Genomic DNA, 20,886 nt, shown 5'->3' with positions numbered 1-20,886 from the left:
TTATGAACCACTGTGCTTTGTGGTTCCATTGTTATTGAATTTAATTAGCTTGTGTTGTATGTGTATGTATTGTTTTTATTAAAATAAAATATCCGTTATGTATCTTTATATTTAATTAGAACTCATGTAATTAGTATTAATCTCATATAGATTCATCACATATTTGAATAAAAGTTGCAGTGTAATGCAAAAATTTGCTTTAGGCATTGAATACGATGGGTCTTGGTATTGCGGTTGGCAAAGACAAAGAGATGTGCCAAGTATCCAGAGTTACATAGAAAACGCTATAAAAAAAATAACAGCTGAGTCAGTAACGGTATTTTGCGCGGGCAGAACCGATTCTGGAGTACACGCTTTGGGGCAAGTTGTTCATTTTGAAACTTATTCTCGGTGCTCAAAATCAGCCTGGACATTGGGTATGAATCGTTATTTGCCGTCAAGTATTTGCGTACGCTGGGCTAGACTAGTACATAAAGACTTTCATGCTCGTTTTAGCGCCATTTCTCGTCGTTATTGTTATATTATCAATAATAGTTGTATACGATCTGCTTTGTTATTTAGAAAAACTTGGCATTATAAAAAATATTTAGATATCAATAAAATGTGTGATGCTGCTCAGTATTTATTAGGAGAAAATGATTTTTCTTCGTTTCGTGCCGCAGGGTGTCAATCACATTCAGCGCGAAGAAAATTATATCATATACGTATCATACGCAAAGGTCAATGTATTGTGATAGATATTAAAGCTAATTCTTTTATGTATCGTATGGTACGAAATATTGTAGGTAGTTTAGTAAAAGTTGGTTGTGGGGAGCAACCAGAAACATGGATTGCAGAGTTGTTAGAAAATTGTGATAGATCACTAGCTGGTGTAACAGCTCCAGCTAGTGGTTTATATTTGGTGGAAGTTAAATATCCTTCAGATTTTTCTATCCCTTCTTCTTTCATCGAAGAACTGTAGTGCACATAAATATTTTGCATTTTGTTTTGCATTATTATCATATTTGCATATATTTCTATGAATCTATGTTTTAATGCGAAATAAATTATATTTTTTTAATTATTTTTATAAGATGTCTTCATGTGATTGAATTATTTTTATTATATTTCGCAAAATATGTATATGAAAATAATTGTATATGGCATAGTATTCGACATACTATATTAGTATCAATGAGGGCGGTAGTTTTATTAAGCTATATTTTAATAATGGATTTATTTTTTTATAAATAATTTGTGAACATGGAATTATTAATATTTATAGCAGTGAATATATGTTAAGCATATTTAATTTCTTTAAAACTTTAAAGGTTAAAAATGAGTTGGATTGAACGAATTCTTAATAAAAGTACCATTATACCCACCCGAAAAATAAATATCCCAGAGGGAATATGGACTAAGTGCGATAATTGTGGCCAATTGTTATATAAAAAAGAGTTAGAACGTAATTTAGAAGTGTGTCCTAAATGCGATCATCATATGAGAATTGCAGCGAGGGTACGTTTGTTTTCTTTTTTAGATCAAGGAAGTACATCTGAATTAGGAAGTGAATTTGAACCCAAAGATGTTTTAAAGTTTAGAGATTCGAAGAGATATAAAGATCGTTTAATTTCAGCACAAAAAATAACAAAAGAAAAAGATGCATTGATAGTTATGCAGGGTACTTTATATGGCATGAAGATTGTCGCTGCTTCTTTTGAATTCGCTTTTATTGGCGGATCGATGTCTTCTGTAGTGGGAGCTCGTTTTGTGCATGCAGTAAATCAAGCCTTAAAAATTAGGTGTCCGTTAGTTTGTTTTACTGCAAGTGGTGGTGCTCGTATGCAAGAAGCTCTTATGTCTTTAATGCAAATGGCGAGGACTAGTGCCGCGTTAGCTAATTTACATGAGCGATGTTTACCATATATTTCTGTTTTAACTAATCCTACTATGGGAGGAGTATCCGCTAGCTTAGCTATGTTAGGCGATCTGAATATTGCTGAGCCAAAAGCACTTATAGGATTTGCTGGGCCTAGGATTATTGAGCAAACAGTTCGAGAAAAATTACCGTTGGGATTTCAACGCAGTGAATTTTTGTTGGAAAAAGGATCGATTGATCTAATTGTACGTAGACCAGATTTACGATTTAAAGTAGCAGGGTTATTAGCCAAGTTAACTCAACAACCAATACCAAAAGGTGATTACAGACATTGTGTCGAATAGATGCCTGTATTTTTATTAATTTATATCCATGCAAAAATACTACAATAATTAAAATTGTGTAAAATATGAATAAAATTTTTCATACTCCCACCGCGGAATCATCTCTGGGAAAATGGCTGAATTATATTGAATCTTTAAGTCATGTATTAATTGATTTAAATCTCGATAGGGTACGAAAAATAGCTACTGATCTTGATTTAATACATCCTGCAGAGTATGTTATACTAGTTGGAGGTACAAATGGTAAGGGTACAACATGTTGTTTATTAGAAACTATTTTATTAAATAATAATAATACAGTTGGTTTATATACTTCTCCTCATCTACTTTCTTATAATGAACGGATTCGAGTGTGTGGAAAAGAGCTTCCAGATAGCATGCATATTGAAGCATTATCTGTTATAGAGTCCGCACGTCATCAAATTGCATTAACTTATTTTGAATTTATTACTTTGTCTGCTTTGTATATATTTAAGCGAGCTAAATTAGATTTAGTTATTCTTGAAGTTGGATTAGGCGGCAGATTAGATGCTACAAATATTGTCAACCCTGATATTTCTGTAATTACTAATTTTGCAATAGATCATACTGATTTTTTAGGTATAAATCGTGATATGATTGCACAGGAAAAATCAGGTATTTTTCGTTTTAACAAACCAGCAGTAATTGGTGAAAGTTGTTTTCCAGTAATTGCGCGCAAAATGGCGCAATATTGCGGAGCAATGTTGTTTGCTCGTGGAAGGGACTGGAATTTTCGTGTTTATGGAAATAAGTGGATGTGGCGGGAGTGCTCTAATGATTGTAGATTATTATATGATTTACCCCTACCTATAATCCCAATAGAAAATGCCGCTACAGCATTAAGTGTATTATATTGGTTACCTTTTTTGGTGGATAAAACAGCAATAAGCTATGGGTTACAAGTAGCTACGTTGCCAGGACGTTTTCAAATAGTTGCTCGTAGCCCGCTTGCAATATTAGATGTAGGGCATAATCCTCATGCTGCTAATTATTTAACTAAACGATTACCTGTCCTTCTTAAAAGAAGGACAGGTAAAGTGAGAATGGTCATAGGAATGTTAAAAAATAAGGATATTCAAGGTACCGTATGTTGTTTAAGTCATTTAGTTGACGTTTGGTATTGTTCTGATTTAAATGTCCCTTTTTCTGCGAGTTCTGTAGAACTATCTGGTTGTTTGTTGAATTGTAATGTTCAGAGATTTAGTAATATATTAGATGCTTGGAATCAATCTGTATTAGATGCATCATGTGATGATTGCATTTTAGTATTTGGATCTTTTCACGCTGTCAGTCCAATTATGAGAAATATAATGAAATAGTTATAAATTTATATTTTGGTGTATATGCTGATCAGTGTTAGGAAATTATGAAATTTGATGTTCTTTTTATTAAATAGGTTTACATTAATTATTTAATATTAATACAAGTAGAAAATAGAAAACTAAAAATTAATGATCTTAGGTCGTTAGATATTTCAGTTGTATATAAATTGTATGTGTCAGAAATTTGATCGTAAATTAATTAAATAAATTTAGAGAAATTGTTTTCCTATGATTTTGTGATTATTTGTTTGGAAATTGCATTCTTTTAGAGAATGCAATCAGTAGTATATTGAATTTTGAATTTTAGTTAATTTAATTTATGTTTTATACTTATGATCGCTGTAATATATATTATATATGTTCTATTTATAATATATTCTATGCAAAGATACACTGATTACTATATAGTATGCAGAATCATACCGCCAACTGTGTTGTATAATATAGTATGTGTGGAATTTTGTACCATTTTTAATTTTAACTTGTACTGAATTAAAATGGCTATAGTAAATAGTTTTATAGATTCATGAAATAAATTATTAAGTATGTCGTCATGAGTACATTTTTAATGAAATGTGATAGTAAAAATTTGAATGTTTATGTTTTATAGTAGTTAAACTTATAATTTGATGTAAACGTAGTGTTCAATAATAAAAAATCAGGTATATAATTTGTGTGATACTTATCATTGGGGTTTAATAGCATTTATAGTTGGTATCTTATTTTTATGTGTTTTTATGTTGTCTTGTGGATATTTTCTGGGAGGACGTTCAAGTTCACGTTCTAAAAATGTACCATTTGAGTCGGGAATTAAATCTATAGGGAATGCTAGAATACAATTCTCTGTTAAATTTTACTTAATTGCGATGTTTTTTGTAATTTTTGATGTAGAAGGAATATATGTGTATGCTTGGGCTATATCTGTACGAGATGTGGGTTGGGTAGGGTTTAGTGAGATTTTTGTTTTTATTTTTATTTTATTAGTAAGTTTAGTATATTTGATACGAATTGGTATGTTTGATTGGATGGACCAATCATCCCGATATGTCCATTGTGTAGATTGTTTTGATATTGATACTTCGAGATATTTAAAAAAAACAATACAAGGTAGCAGATATGAAATATACTTTAACAACAGCTCGAACAGATAATAGTGAAGATGAGCAATATCCTCTTCAAGAAAAGAAGATTGTGACAGATCCGTTAGAAAAGAATATTAAACGGAATGTTTTTTTTGGAAAATTAAGTGCTGTTTTGCATAAAATTGTCAATTGGGGACGAGGCAATTCTTTATGGCCTTATAATTTTGGATTATCCTGCTGTTATGTTGAAATGACTACCGCGTTCACTGCAATACATGATGTTGCACGGTTTGGTTCAGAAGTGCTACGCGCATCTCCTCGTCAATCGGATTTTATGGTTATAGCGGGTACTCCGTTTCTTAAAATGGTGCCAGTAATACAACGATTATATGATCAAATGTTAGAGCCTAAGTGGGTGATTTCTATGGGGGCTTGCGCAAATTCTGGAGGTATGTATGATATTTATTCTGTGGTGCAAGGAGTAGATAAATTTCTTCCTGTGGACGTCTATATTCCTGGATGCCCACCTAGACCTGAAGCGTATATTCAAGGGTTGTTATTATTAAAAAAGTCTATTAATGAAGAACGACGTCCACTTTCTTGGGTGTTGGGAGATAAAGGGATATATAGAAGAAATATGGAGTCAGAGCGTCAATGTAAACATAATACTCGCACAGCAGAAACTATTTTATCTTCTCCAGATGATGAACTTGATGTATATTCAAAACAAAACGGCGAGGCATAATCAAAGTTTTAAGAGTTTTTGTAATAATTATCATTAGTTGGTAGATATGATGCGTAATGATTCTACAGGTGCGTCTTTAATTAACAATATTTACCCGATATTAGATGATTTATTCTCTGCATTCAGTTCTGTGGACTTTGTGCTACAACCTACTCATACTGGAATTTTAATAATTTGGATCAAACGTGCGATGGTAATCCCGGTGTTGACATTTTTAAAAACAACGTCAAAACCGTATATTATGTTATATGATTTACATGGTATAGATGAAAGGTTGCGTATACATCGTGAAGGATTGCCAGAATCAGATTTTACAGTGTTTTATCATTTAATTTCTATATTACGTAATGATGATATAATAATAAAAGTTCCTTTGCTAGAGCAATCTCTATACGTAGACACAATAGTGTCTGTGTTTGCAAATGCGAATTGGTATGAACGAGAAACGTGGGAAATGTTTGGAATTCATTTTAATAAACATCCTAATTTAACGCGTATAATTATGCCAAAAAACTGGAATGGATATCCGTTACGCAAAGAATATCCAGCTCGTGCTACAGAATTTAATCCTTTTACTCTTACGAAACAAAAAGAAGATTTAGCAATGGAAGGATTATTATTTAAACCCGAAGAATGGGGAATGCATAGACATAGTAAACATGAAAATTTTATGTTTCTTAATTTAGGACCTAATCATCCTTCAGTGCATGGAGTGTTTCGTATTGTTTTACAATTAAATGGAGAGGAAATTATAGATTGTGTTCCAGATATTGGTTATCATCATCGAGGTGCTGAAAAAATGGGAGAGCGACAAACTTGGCATAGTTACATTCCTTATACTGATCGCATTGAATATTTAGGGGGCTGTGTCAATGAAATGCCCTATATTTTAGCTGTCGAGAAACTTGCTGGAATTGCAGTACCGGATAGAGTAAAAGTGATCCGCATTATGTTGTCTGAATTATTTAGAATTAATAGCCATTTGTTGTATATTAGCACTTATTTGCAAGATGTAGGTGCTATGTCTCCAGTTTTTTTAGCGTTCACTGACAGACAGAAGATTTATGATGTTATTGAATCAATTACCGGATCTCGTATGCATCCGGCATGGTTTCGTATTGGGGGGGTTGCTCATGATTTGCCTAGAGGTTGGGAGTGTTTATTAAGAAAATGTCTTGACTGGATTCCACATCGTGTTTCTTTTTATGTTAAGTCAACATTAGAAAATAGTATATTTAAAAAACGAGCGTGTGGTATTGGCGCATATAATGCCAAGGACGCATTAGATTGGGGAGTAACTGGAGCAGGATTGCGTGCTACTGGCATTGAATTTGATATACGTAAGTCACGGCCTTATTCTGGATATGAAAATTTTGATTTCGATGTACCAATAGGAAATGGAATCAGCGATTCTTACAGTCGAGTAATGTTAAAAGTAGAAGAAATATATCAAAGTGTACGTATTTTGGAACAATGTTTGCAGAACATGCCAATAGGCCCATTTAAATCAGATCACCCTTTAGCAACTCCTCCCATGAAAGAATACGCCCTACAACACATAGAGACTCTCATTACTCATTTTCTGCAAGTATCATGGGGTCCTGTTATCCCAGCTAATGAGTCCTTTCAAATGATTGAAGCCACAAAAGGTATTAATAGTTATTATTTAATTAGTGATGGGAATACTATGAGTTATCGTACTCGTATTCGTACTCCTAGTTTTCCTCATCTACAGCAGATTCCACATGTTATTCGTGGTAGTTTAATATCTGATTTAATTGTGTATTTAGGTAGTATTGATTTTGTTATGTCTGATGTAGATCGTTAATAAATGGAGAAATATGAGTAATATTAAAATTAATGATACGCCTACTAGTTTAAGTAGTAATAGTTTTTTTCAATTAAGTCAAGAAGAATGTAATGCTATTCAAGAAGAATGTACACATTATGAGGACATGCGCGCTGCTTCTATTGAAGCGTTAAAAATTATTCAAAAAAATCATGGGTGGGTACCAGATGAAGCAATTATTTTTATTGCTAAAATATTATGTATTTCTGCCGCTGATCTAGAAGGTGTCGCGACATTTTATAATCAAATTTTTCGTCAGCCGGTAGGTCGACATATCATTAGGTATTGTGATAGTGCGGTATGTTACTTGGTTGGATGTGAAAAAATCAAAAACACTTTAATATATCTGTTGAATATTAAAGTGGGTAATACAACTTCAGATCATCGCTTTACCTTATTGCCTACTTGTTGTTTAGGTATTTGTGATAAAGCTCCAGTCATTATGATAGACAAAGATATTTATTCTTGTATAGTTCCGGAAACAATTACAAAATTGTTAGGACAGTATTTATGAACAATATTTATGATGTTAGCGCAGAAAATAATCCACTTACATGGAGAATGCGTGACGATAAACAACCAGTATGGTTGCATGAATATACATCTAAAAATGGGTATCGATCTGCGTATAAAGCAATTACTCGAATGTCTCCAGAAGAGATTATTGGATTAGTTAAAAATTCAGGTTTAAGAGGTCGTGGCGGTGGGGGGTTTCTTACCGGAATAAAATGGTCCATGATGTCTCAAAGTAAGTCAGGCTGCTCTCGTTATTTAGTATGTAATGCAGACGAAATGGAGCCAGGAACTTATAAAGATCGATTTTTAATGGAACGATTGCCTCATTTATTATTAGAAGGTATATTAATTTCAAGTTATGCTTTAGGGGTGTCACGAGCGTATATTTTTTTAAGATATGAATACATAATCGTGGCGAAATATTTAACTCGGGCTATAGCTGAGATTAAGTCAATTGGATTGATTGGTAAAAACATATTGAATAGTGAGTTCAATTTTGAGTTATTCTTACATACAGGAGCTGGAAGATATATTTGTGGAGAAGAAACAGCGTTGATTAATGCTTTAGAGGGTCGTCGAGCAGTGCCGCGTGCTAAACCACCTTTTCCAAGTCATGTAGGATTGTGGGGAAAACCTACATGTGTCAATAATGTTGAGACGTTATGTAATATTCCAGGAATTATTGAACATGGGGCCACTTGGTATCGAAACATTTCTTCTAAAAAAAGTAATGATTCAGGTACAAAACTAATGGGATTTTCTGGTCGAGTAAAAAACCCAGGGGTTTGGGAGCTGCCTTTTGGTACGACTGCTAGAGAAATTTTAGAAGATTATTCTCGAGGAATGTGTCCTGGTTTTAGATTAAAAGCATGGCAACCTGGGGGTGTAAGTACAGATTTTTTAACCAAAGATCATTTAGATACACCTATGGATTTTGATAATATTGCTATTTCTGGCAGTAGATTTGGAACTGGTATGGCAATAGCAATAGATAATACCGTAAATATGGTGTCTTTAGTGCGTAATTTAGAAGAGTTTTTTTCACGAGAATCTTGTGGTTGGTGTACTCCTTGTAGAGATGGTTTACCGTGGATAGTAAAATTATTGATTTCTTTGGAAAATAAAGATGGCAGGCCTGGAGACATAGAATTATTAGAGAAATTGTGTTGTGTACTTGGACCTGGAAGGACTTTTTGCGCTCATGCCCCAGGAGCTATAGAACCTTTGAAAAGTGCTTTAAAATATTTTAAAAATGAATTTGAATTGGGTATTTATAAATTTTATAAACAGGAACCTAATCGTATTACTTGTGTGCAAATTAATTAAAAAATTTTTTATCACAAAATAAATATAATCATATTATATGTTCAATATAAATAATGTACATTGATGATTTTTAAATTTTTTCAGGCACCAACAAAATATAAAATTGGTATATTAAAATGATGATTTCTATTTATATAGAAGGGAAAAAGTATACAGTGGAAGATTCAAAAAATATACTGGAAACATGTTTGTCTCTTGGATTTGACATTCCTTATTTTTGTTGGCATCCTGCTTTAGGCAGTGTTGGAGCTTGCAGGCAATGTGCAGTAAAACAACAGCATTTTGGTAACGCAATAAAAGATACAAAAAGTCATTTGGTGATGTCTTGTATGACACCAGTAGCAGATGGTAGTTCTATTATTATTTTTGATGATGAGGTAGAAGAATTTAGAAAGAGTATATTGGAGTTGTTAATGATTAATCATCCTCATGATTGTCCAATATGCGAGGAAGGAGGTAATTGTCATCTTCAAGATATGACAGCAATGGTTGGACAAACATATCGTCGTTATAGGTTTAATAAGCGTACACACTATAATCAATATTTGGGACCGTTTATTGGGCATGAAATGAATAGGTGTATTACTTGTTATCGTTGCATACGTTATTATAATGATTATGCTGGCGGTGATGATTTAGGGGTATTCGGGGTGCATGATAACATTTATTTTGGACGAGTACAAGATGGTATGTTACGAAGTGAGTTTTCTGGAAATTTAATAGAGATATGCCCTACTGGAGTGTTTACTGATAAAACACAGTCCCAAAATTATACCCGTAAATGGGATATGATTTTTGCGCCGAGTATTTGTCAACAATGTAGCGTTGGATGTAATATTATTGTAGGTGAGCGTTACGGAAAGTTGTGTCGTGTTGAAAATCGCTATAATGGCAATATTAATGGGTATTTTTTATGTGATCGTGGCCGGTTTGGATGTAATTACGTTAATATTGATAATAGACCTAAAATTCCATCAAATAAGCAAGGTGATAATTGGGTTGTGTTGAATGAAAGACAAGCGATACAAGAGGCTGCCAATGGATTAAAATATAATTGTAACAGGATAATTGGTATTGGATCTTCTCGCGCCAGCATGGAAAGCAATTTTTCTTTGTTAAAATTGGTAGGACCAGATAATTTTTATAATGGGATTAATAATCTCGAACAAGAGCGATTATTATTAATAATTGAAATATTGTGTAATAGTGGTATTCAAGTTCCGTCGTTACGTGAAGTAGAAAGTTATGATACAGTGTTAATATTAGGAGAGGATTTAACTCAAACTGGAGCACGAGTAGCACTGTCGATACGTCAGGTAGTTAAAGGGAAAGCGCGTAAAGACGCGGGGGATCAAGGAATTTTTGATTGGCAATCTGCGGCTATTATAAATAGCTCTCAAGGTATTAAAAATAATATATTGATAACTGGAGTTGACAAGACTAAATTAGACGATGTTGCTATATTAACATATTATGATTCAGTACAAAATCAAGCACGGTTTGGTTTTGCTATTGCTCACGCGTTAGATCATACTGCTCCCGAAGTTAAAGATTTTGATTCTAAACTGAATGAAAAATTAGATATAGTTGTACAAAAATTAATGGAAGCGCACAAGCCATTAATTATTTCAGGAAGTAATGCAGGTAGTAAAGAATTAATTGCTTCAGCAGCAAATATTGCTCGTGCTTTAAAAAATCGCGGGAGTGAAGTTGGGATTACTTTTATCGTAGGAGAAGTAAATAGCATAGGTTTAGTAATGTTAGGTAAAAAAAGTCTCGATGCTGCTCTTGTAGATATTTGTAGTACCGACACTTCATCCGTTGGTTTAATTGTTTTAGAAAGTGATTTGTATCGTCATGCACAGGCAAATCAAGTTGATGTTGCTTTAAATAAGGTTAATTATTTAATTGTATTAGATCATCAATGTACTCTGATTCAAAAGAAAGCAAATTTAGTTTTACCAGTTTCTAGTTTTGTTGAAAGCGATGGTACTGTGATTAATTACGAAGGGCGTGCACAAAGGTTTTTTCGCTTATATAAGCCACAAAGTTATAAAAAAAATACAGTTATTTTAGAAAGTTGGAGATGGTTATATTTGATACATGATTGCTATATAAATTATATTAGAAAAAAAAATTTGCATATTGATCAGATTATAGATGCTATTATTTATTATTTTCCAAAATTAATTGGAATTAAACAGGCATCTCCGGACGCATCTTTTCGTATATATGGACAAAAACTAGCTCGTGCACCGCATCGTTATAGTGGACGTACAGCGATGTATGCTAATGTTGATGTACACGAACCTTATATATCACAAGATGATGATACGATGTTTTCTTTTTCTATGGAAGGTAATCATAATGTTCAATCTTTTCATAAACAAGTGGCGTTTGCATGGGCTCCGGGATGGAATTCTCCACAAGCATGGAATAAATTTCAAGATAAAGTAGGTGAGAATTTGTATTCTGGTAATCCGGGAATACGTGTATTACACACTGATAATGGTTCAACATTGAATTGGTTTAATATGATTCCTCAATCTTTTAAAATTATGAAAAATGTTGATCGGTGGTTGATAGTACCTTATTGGCATTTATTTGGTAGTGAAGAAACTTCTCAGCGATCTAAGTGTATTCAAGATTGTATGCCAAATCCTTATGTAATGCTCAATCAATTAGATGCGTTGCAACTAAAAATACAAAAAAATATGTTGCTTAAATTTACATGTGCTGATCAAATTTTATGTTTACCGATCAAATTTAGTACTAATTTACCTACAGGCCATATTGGATTACCTTTAGGTTTTCCAGATATTCCTTTATTTTTATCTGGTATGTATGCGCAAGATGTTCAAGGAGTATTATTGTGATGTCTGGTTCGTCAGAAATTATTACGGAACATTGTTTTTCCGCCATTTTTCATGCGGTAATTATTTTGTTAGTGGTAGTCGCTTGTGGTGCATACATGAGTTTTTTAGAACGCAGGTTATTGGCGTTGTTTCAAAATCGTTATGGTCCTAATAGAGTAGGTTGGCATGGTTCATTACAATTATGCGCTGATTTAATTAAAGTTATGTTCAAGGAGGATTGGATCCCTCCATTTTCTGATCGTATTGTATTTGTTTTAGCCCCAGTGATAGCTTTTATTTCATCATTAATGAGTGTATTGATTATTCCTTTTACGCCTACATGGATAATATGGGATTGCAATATTGGTATATTATTTTTTCTTATGATGTCAGGATTAATGGTTTATTCAGTGTTGCTTGCGGGGTGGGCAAGCAACAATAAATATGCTTTAATTGGAGCTGTGCGTGCTGCAGCTCAAACTCTTAGTTATGAGGTGTTTTTAGGTTTATCTATAATGGGTGTAGTTGCTAAAGCTGGATCGTTTAATTTAAAAAATATAGTTGAAGATCAATTATATCTGTGGAATATAATTCCTCAATTTGTAGGATTTATTACTTTTTTTTTAGCGGGTATGGCTTTGTGTCATAGACATCCATTTGATCAACCAGAATCAGAACAAGAGTTGGCAGATGGTTATCATATTGAATATTCTGGTATTAAGTTTAGTTTATTTTTTATTTCTGGATATATCAATATGATTGTCATTGCGTCATTCATTGTAACACTGTTTTTTGGAGGGTGGCAGGGACCTTGGTTTCCTCCTGTAATTTGGTTTATTACTAAAACTTTTTTATTGTTGATTCTGTTTATATTGATACGTGCGGCGTTACCACGTCCACGTTACGATCAAGTTATGTTGATAGGTTGGAAAATTTGTTTACCGATGACGTTGTTTAATTTATTAAGTACTGCTGTTGTTATTTTATTATAATTATTAATATAGGTTAAATATATTATGATGAAGTTAAAAAAGGTTTTTATAGATATTGGTTCTATATTACGTAGTATTTGGATGATAGGAATGCAAGCATTTAGTAAACGTGAAACTCGGATGTATCCTGAAGTTCCGTATATTCCATCACCTAGATATCGTGGTCGTATCGTATTGACTCGAGACTCTTCAGGTCGAGAACGTTGTGTAGCTTGTAATTTATGCGCTGTAGCTTGTCCAGTAGGGTGTATTTCTTTGAAAAAAGGAGAATCTACAGATGGTCGGTGGTATCCAAAATTTTTTAGAATCAATTTTTCTAGATGTATTTTTTGTGGTATGTGTGAAGAGGCATGCCCAACAGCAGCTATTCAATTAACTCCAGATTTTGAAATGAGTGATTTTAAAAGACATGATTTAGTGTATGAAAAGTCTGATTTATTAATATCGGGTCCTGGAAAATATTTAGAGTATGATTTTTATCAATTTTCTGGTAAGGAAATATTGGATAAAAAAAAGGGGGACGCGATAAAAGAATCAAAGCCTATAAATGTTAAAAACATATTGCCCTAATTTTAAGGTGATGGTTCATAAGAGGAATGTAGTATGATGGTTCTATTTTATATTTCTGGAATTATAGCGATATTGTCTACGATATGTGTAATATTGCATTATAATCCAATGCGTGCTTTATTATACTTAATAGTTTCCTTTTTATCTATATCATGCAATTTTTTTTCTTTAGGCGCATCTTTTGCTGCTGCCTTGGAAATTATTGTTTATGCCGGAGCTATCATGATTTTATTCGTATTTGCAATAATGATGCTTAATACGAAAAATATTATATTTGGTATACAAAAAGAAAGTAAATTTTTAAACCCCATATTATGTTGTGGCTCTGCGTTGTTGGTAGGTACTTTGTTTGCGATTTTACTGTACATATCCTTTGGATTAAAAGATGATGTGATAAATGTAAACAACTCAATAATAGACTCAAAACAAGTTGGTGTTGTATTATTTGGGCCATATATATTAATGGTAGAACTAGCGTCATTTTTATTATTAGGTGCGTTGATTTCTGTCTTTCATTTGTCTCAAAAACATACACAATCTGATGATTGTATTGATTCAACTCAATTACAAAAATATAAAATATGATTCCTTTATCGCATGCTTTTGGTTTATCTATAATTTTATTTATGTTAGGTTTAATAGCTATAATAATAAGACGTGATTTATTGTTTATATTATTGGGTCTAGAAATTATGATTAATGCTGCTGCTTCAGCATTTGTGATAGTAGGATCTTGTTTGGGGCAATCAGATGGTCAGGTTATGTATATTTTAGTAATTACTTTATCTGCTTCTGAATCTGCAGTTTCTTTAGCATTATTACTTCAGTTATATCGTCGTTATCATACATTGCATATTGATAATATTAGTGAGATGCGCGGATGAATTTACTTTTTTTAACTATACTTTTTCCGCTATTAGGATTCATTACGTTAGCTATTTCTCAAGGAAAATGGTCAGAAAATACTTCTGCTATAATAGGAGTAGGCACGGTAGGTGTATCAGCGTTGGTTGCTATATACGTCATATTTAATTTTTATTGCAATTCCAGTAATGACGTTAATTTTATGTTTGTACAGGAACTTTGGACCTGGTTTATTATTAATACCTTATGTATTACTGTAGCACTTAGATTAGATGGGTTGTCCTTAATCATGTTATCAGTAATTATTGGTGTTGGATTTATCATTCATTTATATGCCGCTTGGTATATGAGTGAATGTGAAGGATATTCTCGTTTTTTTGCTTACACTAATTTATTTATGGCAAATATGGTGCTTTTGGTGCTTTCAGATAATTTGTTATTGATGTATTTTGGATGGGAAGGCGTAGGACTGTGTAGTTATTTATTAATTGGATTTTACTATTCTGATTCTAAGAATGGAATAGCAGCTTTGAAAGCATTTATTATTACTCGTTTTGGAGACATATGTTTGGTATGTGCGTTATTCATGATTTATGATCAATATCATACCTTGAGTTTTAGTAAATTACTAACGTTGGAACTAAAATATTTATCGTGTCATATTTTTAATGATATCACATGGATATCTGTTATGTTACTTATTGGAGCAATAGGTAAATCAGCTCAGTTACCCTTACAAACTTGGTTAACCAGCGCTATGGCTGGTCCAACCCCAGTGTCGGCATTGATTCACGCAGCTACTATGGTCACTTCTGGTGTGTATTTAATAATTCGTATGAATAAATTTTTTTTAATGACTCCAAGTATTTTGTATTTGACCGGTATTATTGGTTCATTAACTGTGATTTTATTTAGTTGTTCAGCGTTATTTCAAAGCAATATTAAAAAAATTTTAGCATATTCTACTATAAGTCAAATAGGATACATGTTTTTAGCGCTCGGAGGTCAACATTGGGATGCAGCTATGTTTCATTTAGTAACACATGCTTTTTTTAAAGCGTTGTTGTTTTTATCTGCGGGTTCATTAATTTACGCTTGCAGATATGAACAAAATATTTTTAAGATGGGAGGGTTATATAAATTTATACCTTTAATTTATGTTTGTTTTTTAATAGGTGGAGCATCTTTATCTGGAGTGCCTATCATTACTGCTGGAGTTTATTCAAAAGAAATGATCATGTTAAAAACACTAACTAATCATGATTATTTTTTCTTGTTATCTGGATTAATAGGAATGTTTTTAACACCTATTTATACGTTCCGAATGATTTTTGTTGTGTTTCATGGTGAAAAAAAAATAGAGCCACGTGTATGTAATAAAATTGCTCAAAATTTACCCTTAATCTTATTGTTATTGTTATCGACGTTTATTGGTGGATGGATAAAATTACCGTTGTTAACAGATACTATAATTACTAACGTTGGCGAGGTGTATAATTATAGTCAAATATATCTTGAAATAATATCGGGGATTTTAGTAATGCTTGGTATTTGGTTGGCATCAATTTTTTGGATGGATTCTTTGCGTATAATTACAAGACAGATTATTAGGCCTCGTGTAACAGAAGTAGTAGAACGATATATAGTATTGTTATGTTATTATGGATGGGGATTTGATTGGCTTTATAAATTGATATTTATAAAGCCATATTTATTTATAACAAAAAAATTATCTTATTCTGATCCAATTGATGTAATCGTGAATGTTATCGTATCGTTATTATGTTGGCTTAAGAATGGTTTGATATGTAGTGAAAATGGTAAACTCAGTTGGTACATAATATCGATGAACATAGGGGCAGTTATGATACTAATCATGATATTAATTTATGATCGTCTGTAAATCAGTGTAGCATTATTGGTTTATAATATGAGGAAATACAAATATTTAATGTATATGTTTTATCGAGAAAAACAAAAATAATATGTTATTAATTATCTTAATATTTATTCCTTTTATTTTTGGACTGTTATGTTGGCAGTCAGAACGTATTGGATGTTGGGTACCGCGTTGGGTTGCTTTATCTGGAATGAGCATAACATTCATTACTACTTTTTTTTTATGGCAGTATGAGTGCCATGATCTATTAAATGCGCATCCAACAGAACATGTATTTCCTAAATGGCAATTAGAATACGTATATCCTTGGATCCCAAGATTTGGAATTAGCGTTCATTTAGCGTTGGATGGATTTTCTTTGTTGATGGTGACATTAACTGGATTTTTAGGATGCATGGCAGTGTTATGTTCTTGGTGTGAGATTCAGCGTTATCACGGTCTTTTTTATCTTAATCTATTATGGATTTTAGGTGGAGTTATTGGTGTTTTTTTATCAATTGATATGTTTTTGTTCTTTTTTTTCTGGGAAATAATGCTTATTCCGATGTATTTTTTGATATCTTTGTGGGGACACAAAGAGGTTAATAGAAGCGGTCGTATTAATACTGCTATTAAATTTTTTGTTTATACTCAATTTAGCGGATTATTTATGTTAATTTCTATTATTACTCTTGTTTCTATACATCATGATATACATGGTGTGTGGTCGTTTAATTATCAAGATTTATTGAATATGTTGCTGCCAGTGAATACAGAATATTTAATTATGTTGGGGTTTTTTTTTGCTTTTGCAGTAAAAATGCCAATCGTTCCTTTTCATGTTTGGTTGCCTGATGTTCATAGTCAAGCTCCTACTGCTGGGTCAGTCGATTTAGCAGGAATTTTATTAAAAACAGCGGCTTATGGATTTTTCCGATTTGTTTTACCGTTATTTCCTTGTGCTTCAAAATCTTTTGCCCCAATTGCTATGGGTTTGGGTCTGGTAAATATTTTTTATGGAGCTTTTATGGCATTCGCACAAACTGATGTTAAACGTTTAATTGCATATACTAGTATATCTCATATGGGATTTGTATTGATCGCAATTTATAGTGGTACTCACTTATCATATCAGGGTGCTGTGATACAAATGATTTCTCATAGCTTGTCTGTTTCTGGAATGTTTATAATTTGTGGTCAATTATATGAGCGGACACATACTCGAGATATGCGTGTGATGGGAGGATTATGGAGTCGCATGCATTTAATTCCTGCTTTTTCTTTATGTTTCGCAGCAGCAACACTTGGATTACCTGGTACTGGAAATTTTGTAGGAGAAGTGACGATTTTGTTTGGTAATTTTCAATCAGCACCTATAACTACAATAATAGCTTGTTTTGGGATAATATTATCATCAATTTATTCTCTTATTTTAATGCAACGCGTATATTATGGTCCAATATTGGTTCCCAGAGTTAATAAAAGCAGGTTATTAAGAAATATGACACTACGGGAAAAGAATATTATTATAACGTTGTTGTCATGTATTTTTTTAATTGGTTTTTTTCCGCAATATATTTTAAATGTTTCATATACGACAATGCACGATCTTTATATTTTCTTAAAAGAATATAACTGTTCAATGTGATTACATTATAACGATAATAGGATCTTAATTTATTATGTTAATAACTTGGACACAAATAATTCTATTGTTGCCCGTACTAATTATTGGAATGACAGTAGTCATTATTATGTTATCTATTGCATATCGTCGCAATTTATTTTTACATACTTCATTAACAATATTCGGATTTAGTTTGGCAATTATATCGATTGGATTGGTATGGGATCAAAGAGCTCGAAACGTTTTACAATTAATGTGTGTTGATGATTTTTCTATATTATATATAATATTGGTGTTAGTTTCTGGTTTATCAAGCTCCGTATTGGCTTATAAATGGTTGTTAATTTATCCGAGTAATAATCGTGACGAGTTTTATTTATTATTACTTATTTCTAGTATTGGCGGTATTTTACTAGCAACTACGAATCATTTAGTAATATTATTTTTAGGAATGGAACTTATTTCATTGCCGTTATTTGGGTTGATAGGTTATTCTTTTTTTAAAAAATTTTCTTTAGAAGCAAGTATTAAATATATTATATTATCTGGAGTATCTTCATCATTTATATTATTTGGTATAGCATTGATATATGCTGCAACTGGTTTTTTGTCTTTTACCAGCATTAGTCAATTGTTACGTTTGCATGTTATTGCGTCGAATCAATCTATACTTATGTCAACCATAGGACTAGGTATGATGATGGTTGGGATCGGGTTTAAATTGTCATTAGTTCCTTTTCATTTATGGACTCCTGATGTATATCAAGGAGCGCCATCTTCGGTATCATTGTATCTGACAACTAGCAGTAAAATAGCTATAATAGCTGTATTGATACGATTATTTATGGTGTTTCCTAATCAGTGTAGTAAGGTATTTTGTATATTTTTATCAGGTATTGCATGTTGCTCAGCGTTATTTGGTAATTTAATGGCTATTAAACAAGATAATATTAAGCGGGTTTTAGCTTATTCTTCAATTGCACATACAGGTTATGTTTTGATTGGTGTAATTGCGATATTACGGGCCAACCCCATTGCTTTGGAAACGATTGGTATTTATCTTATAAGTTACGTGCTGACTAGTATTGGCGCATTTGGTATTATCAGTGTAATGTCGTTTTTTTATGGCAATGAGGACATAGATGTAGATTCTTTGTTTGTATATCGTGGTCTTTTTTGGCATCATCCAACGTTATCGGTATTATTTACGATTATTATATTGTCTTTAGCGGGCATACCTATGACATTAGGTTTCATTGGGAAATTTTATTTGTTTGTTTTGGGAATAGACAGTAAATTATGGTGGCTTACTATTTTTATAGCAATGAGTAGTGTTATTAGTATATTTTATTATTTAAGAATTATAATAAATTTATATCTTAGTCCTATAAATCGTTTAAATATCAACTCTGATTCTTTATCTAGTTGGAGTGTTACTCCTGATGGGATAATAGTGATTATAGTATCTTTTTCTATATTATTTTTAGGATTATACCCAAAGCCTTTGATTTATTTTATGCATTTAATATACTCACCGGTAGTTTAATTGAAATAAAAATTTAATTGGAGGATTTTATATTTTAAATTATTTAATGAATAGATTTTCTGAATTTATAATAATGTCGTTTAAAACACATGTTACAGTAGTTTTAATATAATATGTTCTATAGGAACACAGCAGCATATCAAAATTTCATTAGAATGAATATAACCTAAAGGTTCTATGCAATATTGCACTTTTCCTTTTATTAATAAGGCACGGCAACTTCCACAGTAACCTGATCGACATTGATAATTTAATGATGGTATATGATGCATTTCCAATGCTTCCAATAAGGAACGATATGTTCTGTTATTATGCGCAAATTGTATATTTAAATATTTTTTTTGAAAAAAAAATATTTTACAATTGAAAGTCATGAAATTCATTTTCGTCAATATTGGGGTCTATTTGACCTACTAAATAAGAACTGGCTTCTACTTCTTGTGGTGCTACTTGAACATTATCTGATGATAACCAAGAATTAATCCAGGGTATCACGTTAGATTTAGTGTTGAAGGGTGTTCCTAGTCCGATTGCTTGCATACGTATGTTGGTAATATATTCAATGTATTGACAAAGTATATCTTTGTTTAAACCTATCATAGAGCCATCTTTAAATAAATAATTAGCCCAATTTTTTTCTTGTTCTGCAGCCATTAAAAATAGCGCATAACTTTCTTGTTGGCATTCTGTACTGATATCGGCCATTTCTGGATCATCTGACCCAGAGCGCATTAAGTTTAAAATATGTTGGGTAGCGTTTAAATGCAAAGCTTCGTCACGTGCTATAAGTCGTATAATTTTTGCATTACCTTCCATGAGTTCTCTTTCAGCAAATGCAAAAGAACAGGCGAAGCTGACATAAAAACGAATAGCTTCTAGCACGTTAACGCTAATCAAACATAAGTATAATTTCTTTTTAAGTTCATGTAAGTTTACTGCGACAGTGTTATTATTGATTTGATGAATACCGGGGCCTAAGATATGATAATAACTGGTTAATTCAATTAAATTATCATAGTATGTTGAAATATCTTTAGCACGTTTTAAAATTTCTTTGTTGCTGATAATATCATCAAATATCAAAGATGGATGATTAACAATATTGCGAATAATATGGGTGTAGGAACGGGAGTGGATGGTTTCAAAAAATGACCAAGTTTCTACCCAAATTTCCAGTTCTGGTATAGAAATTAATGGTAGTAATGCAATATTGGGACTGCGTCCTTGAATAGAATCTAATAAAGTTTGGTATTTTAAATTACTAATAAAAATGTGTTTTTCATGGTCTGGTAATGATTGAAAATCTATACGGTCTTTAGAAATATCTATTTCTTCTGGACGCCAAAAGAACGAAAGTTGTTTTTCAATTAATTTTTCAAAAATGGAATGTTTTTGTTGATCAAATCGGGCGATATTTACTGGTTGTCCTAAAAACATCGGTTCGAGCAGTTGATTATTTTTATTTTGAGAAAAAGTTGTATAAATCATTT

The 20,886-nt window shown here is 32.1% G+C and carries 18 protein-coding genes; 16 read left to right on the top strand and 2 right to left on the bottom strand.

Annotation, left to right across the window (positions count from 1 at the left end):
- Nucleotides 1-184 precede the first annotated feature (184 nt).
- The 16 genes from truA to nuoN all read left to right on the top strand — a co-directional run bounded on the left by truA (nt 185) and on the right by nuoN (nt 19,396).
- Nucleotides 185-961 (top strand): tRNA pseudouridine(38-40) synthase TruA, encoded by a 777-nt coding sequence (gene truA, locus M9394_RS00835; protein ID WP_250250124.1) that lies wholly within the window; start codon nt 185-187, stop codon nt 959-961.
- A gap of 356 nt (nt 962-1,317) precedes the next feature.
- Nucleotides 1,318-2,202: an acetyl-CoA carboxylase, carboxyltransferase subunit beta gene (gene accD, locus M9394_RS00830; RefSeq protein WP_250247303.1), complete on the top strand. Its 885-nt coding sequence runs from the start codon at nt 1,318-1,320 to the stop codon at nt 2,200-2,202.
- Nucleotides 2,203-2,267: 65 nt separating this feature from the next.
- Nucleotides 2,268-3,542, top strand: a complete 1,275-nt coding sequence (gene folC / locus M9394_RS00825; protein WP_250250122.1) for a bifunctional tetrahydrofolate synthase/dihydrofolate synthase — start codon at nt 2,268-2,270, stop codon at nt 3,540-3,542.
- A gap of 740 nt (nt 3,543-4,282) precedes the next feature.
- Nucleotides 4,283-4,696 (top strand): NADH-quinone oxidoreductase subunit A, encoded by a 414-nt coding sequence (ndhC, locus tag M9394_RS00820; RefSeq protein WP_250247520.1) that lies wholly within the window; start codon nt 4,283-4,285, stop codon nt 4,694-4,696.
- Nucleotides 4,662-5,372 carry a NuoB/complex I 20 kDa subunit family protein gene (locus tag M9394_RS00815; protein WP_250247307.1) on the top strand — a complete coding sequence of 237 codons (711 nt, stop codon included), beginning with the start codon at nt 4,662-4,664 and terminating at the stop codon, nt 5,370-5,372. Before ndhC ends, M9394_RS00815 begins: the two co-directional genes overlap by 35 nt.
- 49 nt (nt 5,373-5,421) lie before the next feature.
- Nucleotides 5,422-7,200, top strand: a complete 1,779-nt coding sequence (gene nuoC / locus M9394_RS00810; protein ID WP_320411732.1) for an NADH-quinone oxidoreductase subunit C/D — start codon at nt 5,422-5,424, stop codon at nt 7,198-7,200.
- Nucleotides 7,201-7,213: 13 nt separating this feature from the next.
- Entirely contained in the window at nt 7,214-7,735 is a 522-nt protein-coding gene (gene nuoE, locus M9394_RS00805; RefSeq protein ID WP_250250120.1) for an NADH-quinone oxidoreductase subunit NuoE, read from the top strand.
- Nucleotides 7,732-9,063 carry an NADH-quinone oxidoreductase subunit NuoF gene (gene nuoF / locus M9394_RS00800; RefSeq protein WP_250250118.1) on the top strand — a complete coding sequence of 444 codons (1,332 nt, stop codon included), beginning with the start codon at nt 7,732-7,734 and terminating at the stop codon, nt 9,061-9,063. The genes nuoE and nuoF overlap by 4 nt, the downstream gene beginning before the upstream one ends.
- Before the next feature lie 116 nt (nt 9,064-9,179).
- Nucleotides 9,180-11,939 carry an NADH-quinone oxidoreductase subunit NuoG gene (gene nuoG / locus M9394_RS00795; RefSeq protein ID WP_250250115.1) on the top strand — a complete coding sequence of 920 codons (2,760 nt, stop codon included), beginning with the start codon at nt 9,180-9,182 and terminating at the stop codon, nt 11,937-11,939.
- Nucleotides 11,939-12,910 (top strand): NADH-quinone oxidoreductase subunit NuoH, encoded by a 972-nt coding sequence (nuoH, locus tag M9394_RS00790; protein ID WP_250248035.1) that lies wholly within the window; start codon nt 11,939-11,941, stop codon nt 12,908-12,910. Before nuoG ends, nuoH begins: the two co-directional genes overlap by 1 nt.
- Before the next feature lie 27 nt (nt 12,911-12,937).
- Nucleotides 12,938-13,480, top strand: a complete 543-nt coding sequence (gene nuoI, locus M9394_RS00785; RefSeq protein WP_015344732.1) for an NADH-quinone oxidoreductase subunit NuoI — start codon at nt 12,938-12,940, stop codon at nt 13,478-13,480.
- Nucleotides 13,481-13,513: 33 nt separating this feature from the next.
- Entirely contained in the window at nt 13,514-14,065 is a 552-nt protein-coding gene (gene nuoJ / locus M9394_RS00780; protein WP_250247315.1) for an NADH-quinone oxidoreductase subunit J, read from the top strand.
- Complete coding sequence (nuoK, locus tag M9394_RS00775; RefSeq protein WP_250247316.1) at nt 14,062-14,364, top strand: NADH-quinone oxidoreductase subunit NuoK; 303 nt, start codon at nt 14,062-14,064, stop codon at nt 14,362-14,364. Before nuoJ ends, nuoK begins: the two co-directional genes overlap by 4 nt.
- A complete protein-coding gene (gene nuoL / locus M9394_RS00770; protein WP_250250113.1) occupies nt 14,361-16,247 on the top strand; it encodes an NADH-quinone oxidoreductase subunit L in 1,887 nt (628 codons plus the stop codon). Before nuoK ends, nuoL begins: the two co-directional genes overlap by 4 nt.
- An 82-nt stretch (nt 16,248-16,329) precedes the next feature.
- The gene (gene nuoM / locus M9394_RS00765) at nt 16,330-17,871 is read left to right on the top strand and encodes an NADH-quinone oxidoreductase subunit M (protein WP_250250111.1); all 1,542 of its coding nucleotides are present in this window, start codon (nt 16,330-16,332) and stop codon (nt 17,869-17,871) included.
- 34 nt (nt 17,872-17,905) lie between these two features.
- The gene (gene nuoN / locus M9394_RS00760; protein WP_250250108.1) at nt 17,906-19,396 is read left to right on the top strand and encodes an NADH-quinone oxidoreductase subunit NuoN; all 1,491 of its coding nucleotides are present in this window, start codon (nt 17,906-17,908) and stop codon (nt 19,394-19,396) included.
- Between the two features lie 92 nt (nt 19,397-19,488).
- On the opposite strand, the gene yfaE is transcribed toward nuoN, so the two are convergent.
- Nucleotides 19,489-19,779: a class I ribonucleotide reductase maintenance protein YfaE gene (gene yfaE / locus M9394_RS00755; protein WP_250247521.1), complete on the bottom strand. Its 291-nt coding sequence runs from the start codon at nt 19,777-19,779 to the stop codon at nt 19,489-19,491.
- The gene (gene nrdB, locus M9394_RS00750) at nt 19,754-20,884 is read right to left on the bottom strand and encodes a class Ia ribonucleoside-diphosphate reductase subunit beta (RefSeq protein WP_250250106.1); all 1,131 of its coding nucleotides are present in this window, start codon (nt 20,882-20,884) and stop codon (nt 19,754-19,756) included. Before nrdB ends, yfaE begins: the two co-directional genes overlap by 26 nt.
- Nucleotides 20,885-20,886 lie beyond the last annotated feature (2 nt).

Source organism: Candidatus Blochmanniella camponoti (assembly GCF_023585825.1).
Classification (GTDB): Bacteria; Pseudomonadota; Gammaproteobacteria; order Enterobacterales; family Enterobacteriaceae; genus Blochmanniella; species Blochmanniella camponoti.
This window is presented reverse-complemented; position numbering and strand designations above follow the sequence as displayed.

Excerpts from the sequence above, each read along its gene's own strand:
- accD (WP_250247303.1), top strand. The coding sequence starts at position 1,318 with ATGAGTTGGATTGAACGAATTCTTAATAAAAGTACCATTATACCCACC.
- truA (WP_250250124.1), top strand. The coding sequence starts at position 185 with ATGCAAAAATTTGCTTTAGGCATTGAATACGATGGGTCTTGGTATTGC.
- ndhC (WP_250247520.1), top strand. The coding sequence starts at position 4,283 with ATGTTGTCTTGTGGATATTTTCTGGGAGGACGTTCAAGTTCACGTTCT.
- nuoN (WP_250250108.1), top strand. The coding sequence starts at position 17,906 with ATGTTAATAACTTGGACACAAATAATTCTATTGTTGCCCGTACTAATT.
- nuoM (WP_250250111.1), top strand. The coding sequence starts at position 16,330 with ATGTTATTAATTATCTTAATATTTATTCCTTTTATTTTTGGACTGTTA.
- folC (WP_250250122.1), top strand. The coding sequence starts at position 2,268 with ATGAATAAAATTTTTCATACTCCCACCGCGGAATCATCTCTGGGAAAA.
- nuoC (WP_320411732.1), top strand. The coding sequence starts at position 5,422 with ATGCGTAATGATTCTACAGGTGCGTCTTTAATTAACAATATTTACCCG.
- nuoE (WP_250250120.1), top strand. The coding sequence starts at position 7,214 with ATGAGTAATATTAAAATTAATGATACGCCTACTAGTTTAAGTAGTAAT.
- nuoF (WP_250250118.1), top strand. The coding sequence starts at position 7,732 with ATGAACAATATTTATGATGTTAGCGCAGAAAATAATCCACTTACATGG.
- nuoG (WP_250250115.1), top strand. The coding sequence starts at position 9,180 with ATGATGATTTCTATTTATATAGAAGGGAAAAAGTATACAGTGGAAGAT.
- M9394_RS00815 (WP_250247307.1), top strand. The coding sequence starts at position 4,662 with ATGAAATATACTTTAACAACAGCTCGAACAGATAATAGTGAAGATGAG.
- nuoI (WP_015344732.1), top strand. The coding sequence starts at position 12,938 with ATGAAGTTAAAAAAGGTTTTTATAGATATTGGTTCTATATTACGTAGT.
- nuoL (WP_250250113.1), top strand. The coding sequence starts at position 14,361 with ATGAATTTACTTTTTTTAACTATACTTTTTCCGCTATTAGGATTCATT.
- nuoJ (WP_250247315.1), top strand. The coding sequence starts at position 13,514 with ATGATGGTTCTATTTTATATTTCTGGAATTATAGCGATATTGTCTACG.
- nuoH (WP_250248035.1), top strand. The coding sequence starts at position 11,939 with ATGTCTGGTTCGTCAGAAATTATTACGGAACATTGTTTTTCCGCCATT.
- nrdB (WP_250250106.1), bottom strand. The coding sequence starts at position 20,884 with ATGATTTATACAACTTTTTCTCAAAATAAAAATAATCAACTGCTCGAA.
- yfaE (WP_250247521.1), bottom strand. The coding sequence starts at position 19,779 with ATGAATTTCATGACTTTCAATTGTAAAATATTTTTTTTTCAAAAAAAA.
- nuoK (WP_250247316.1), top strand. The coding sequence starts at position 14,062 with ATGATTCCTTTATCGCATGCTTTTGGTTTATCTATAATTTTATTTATG.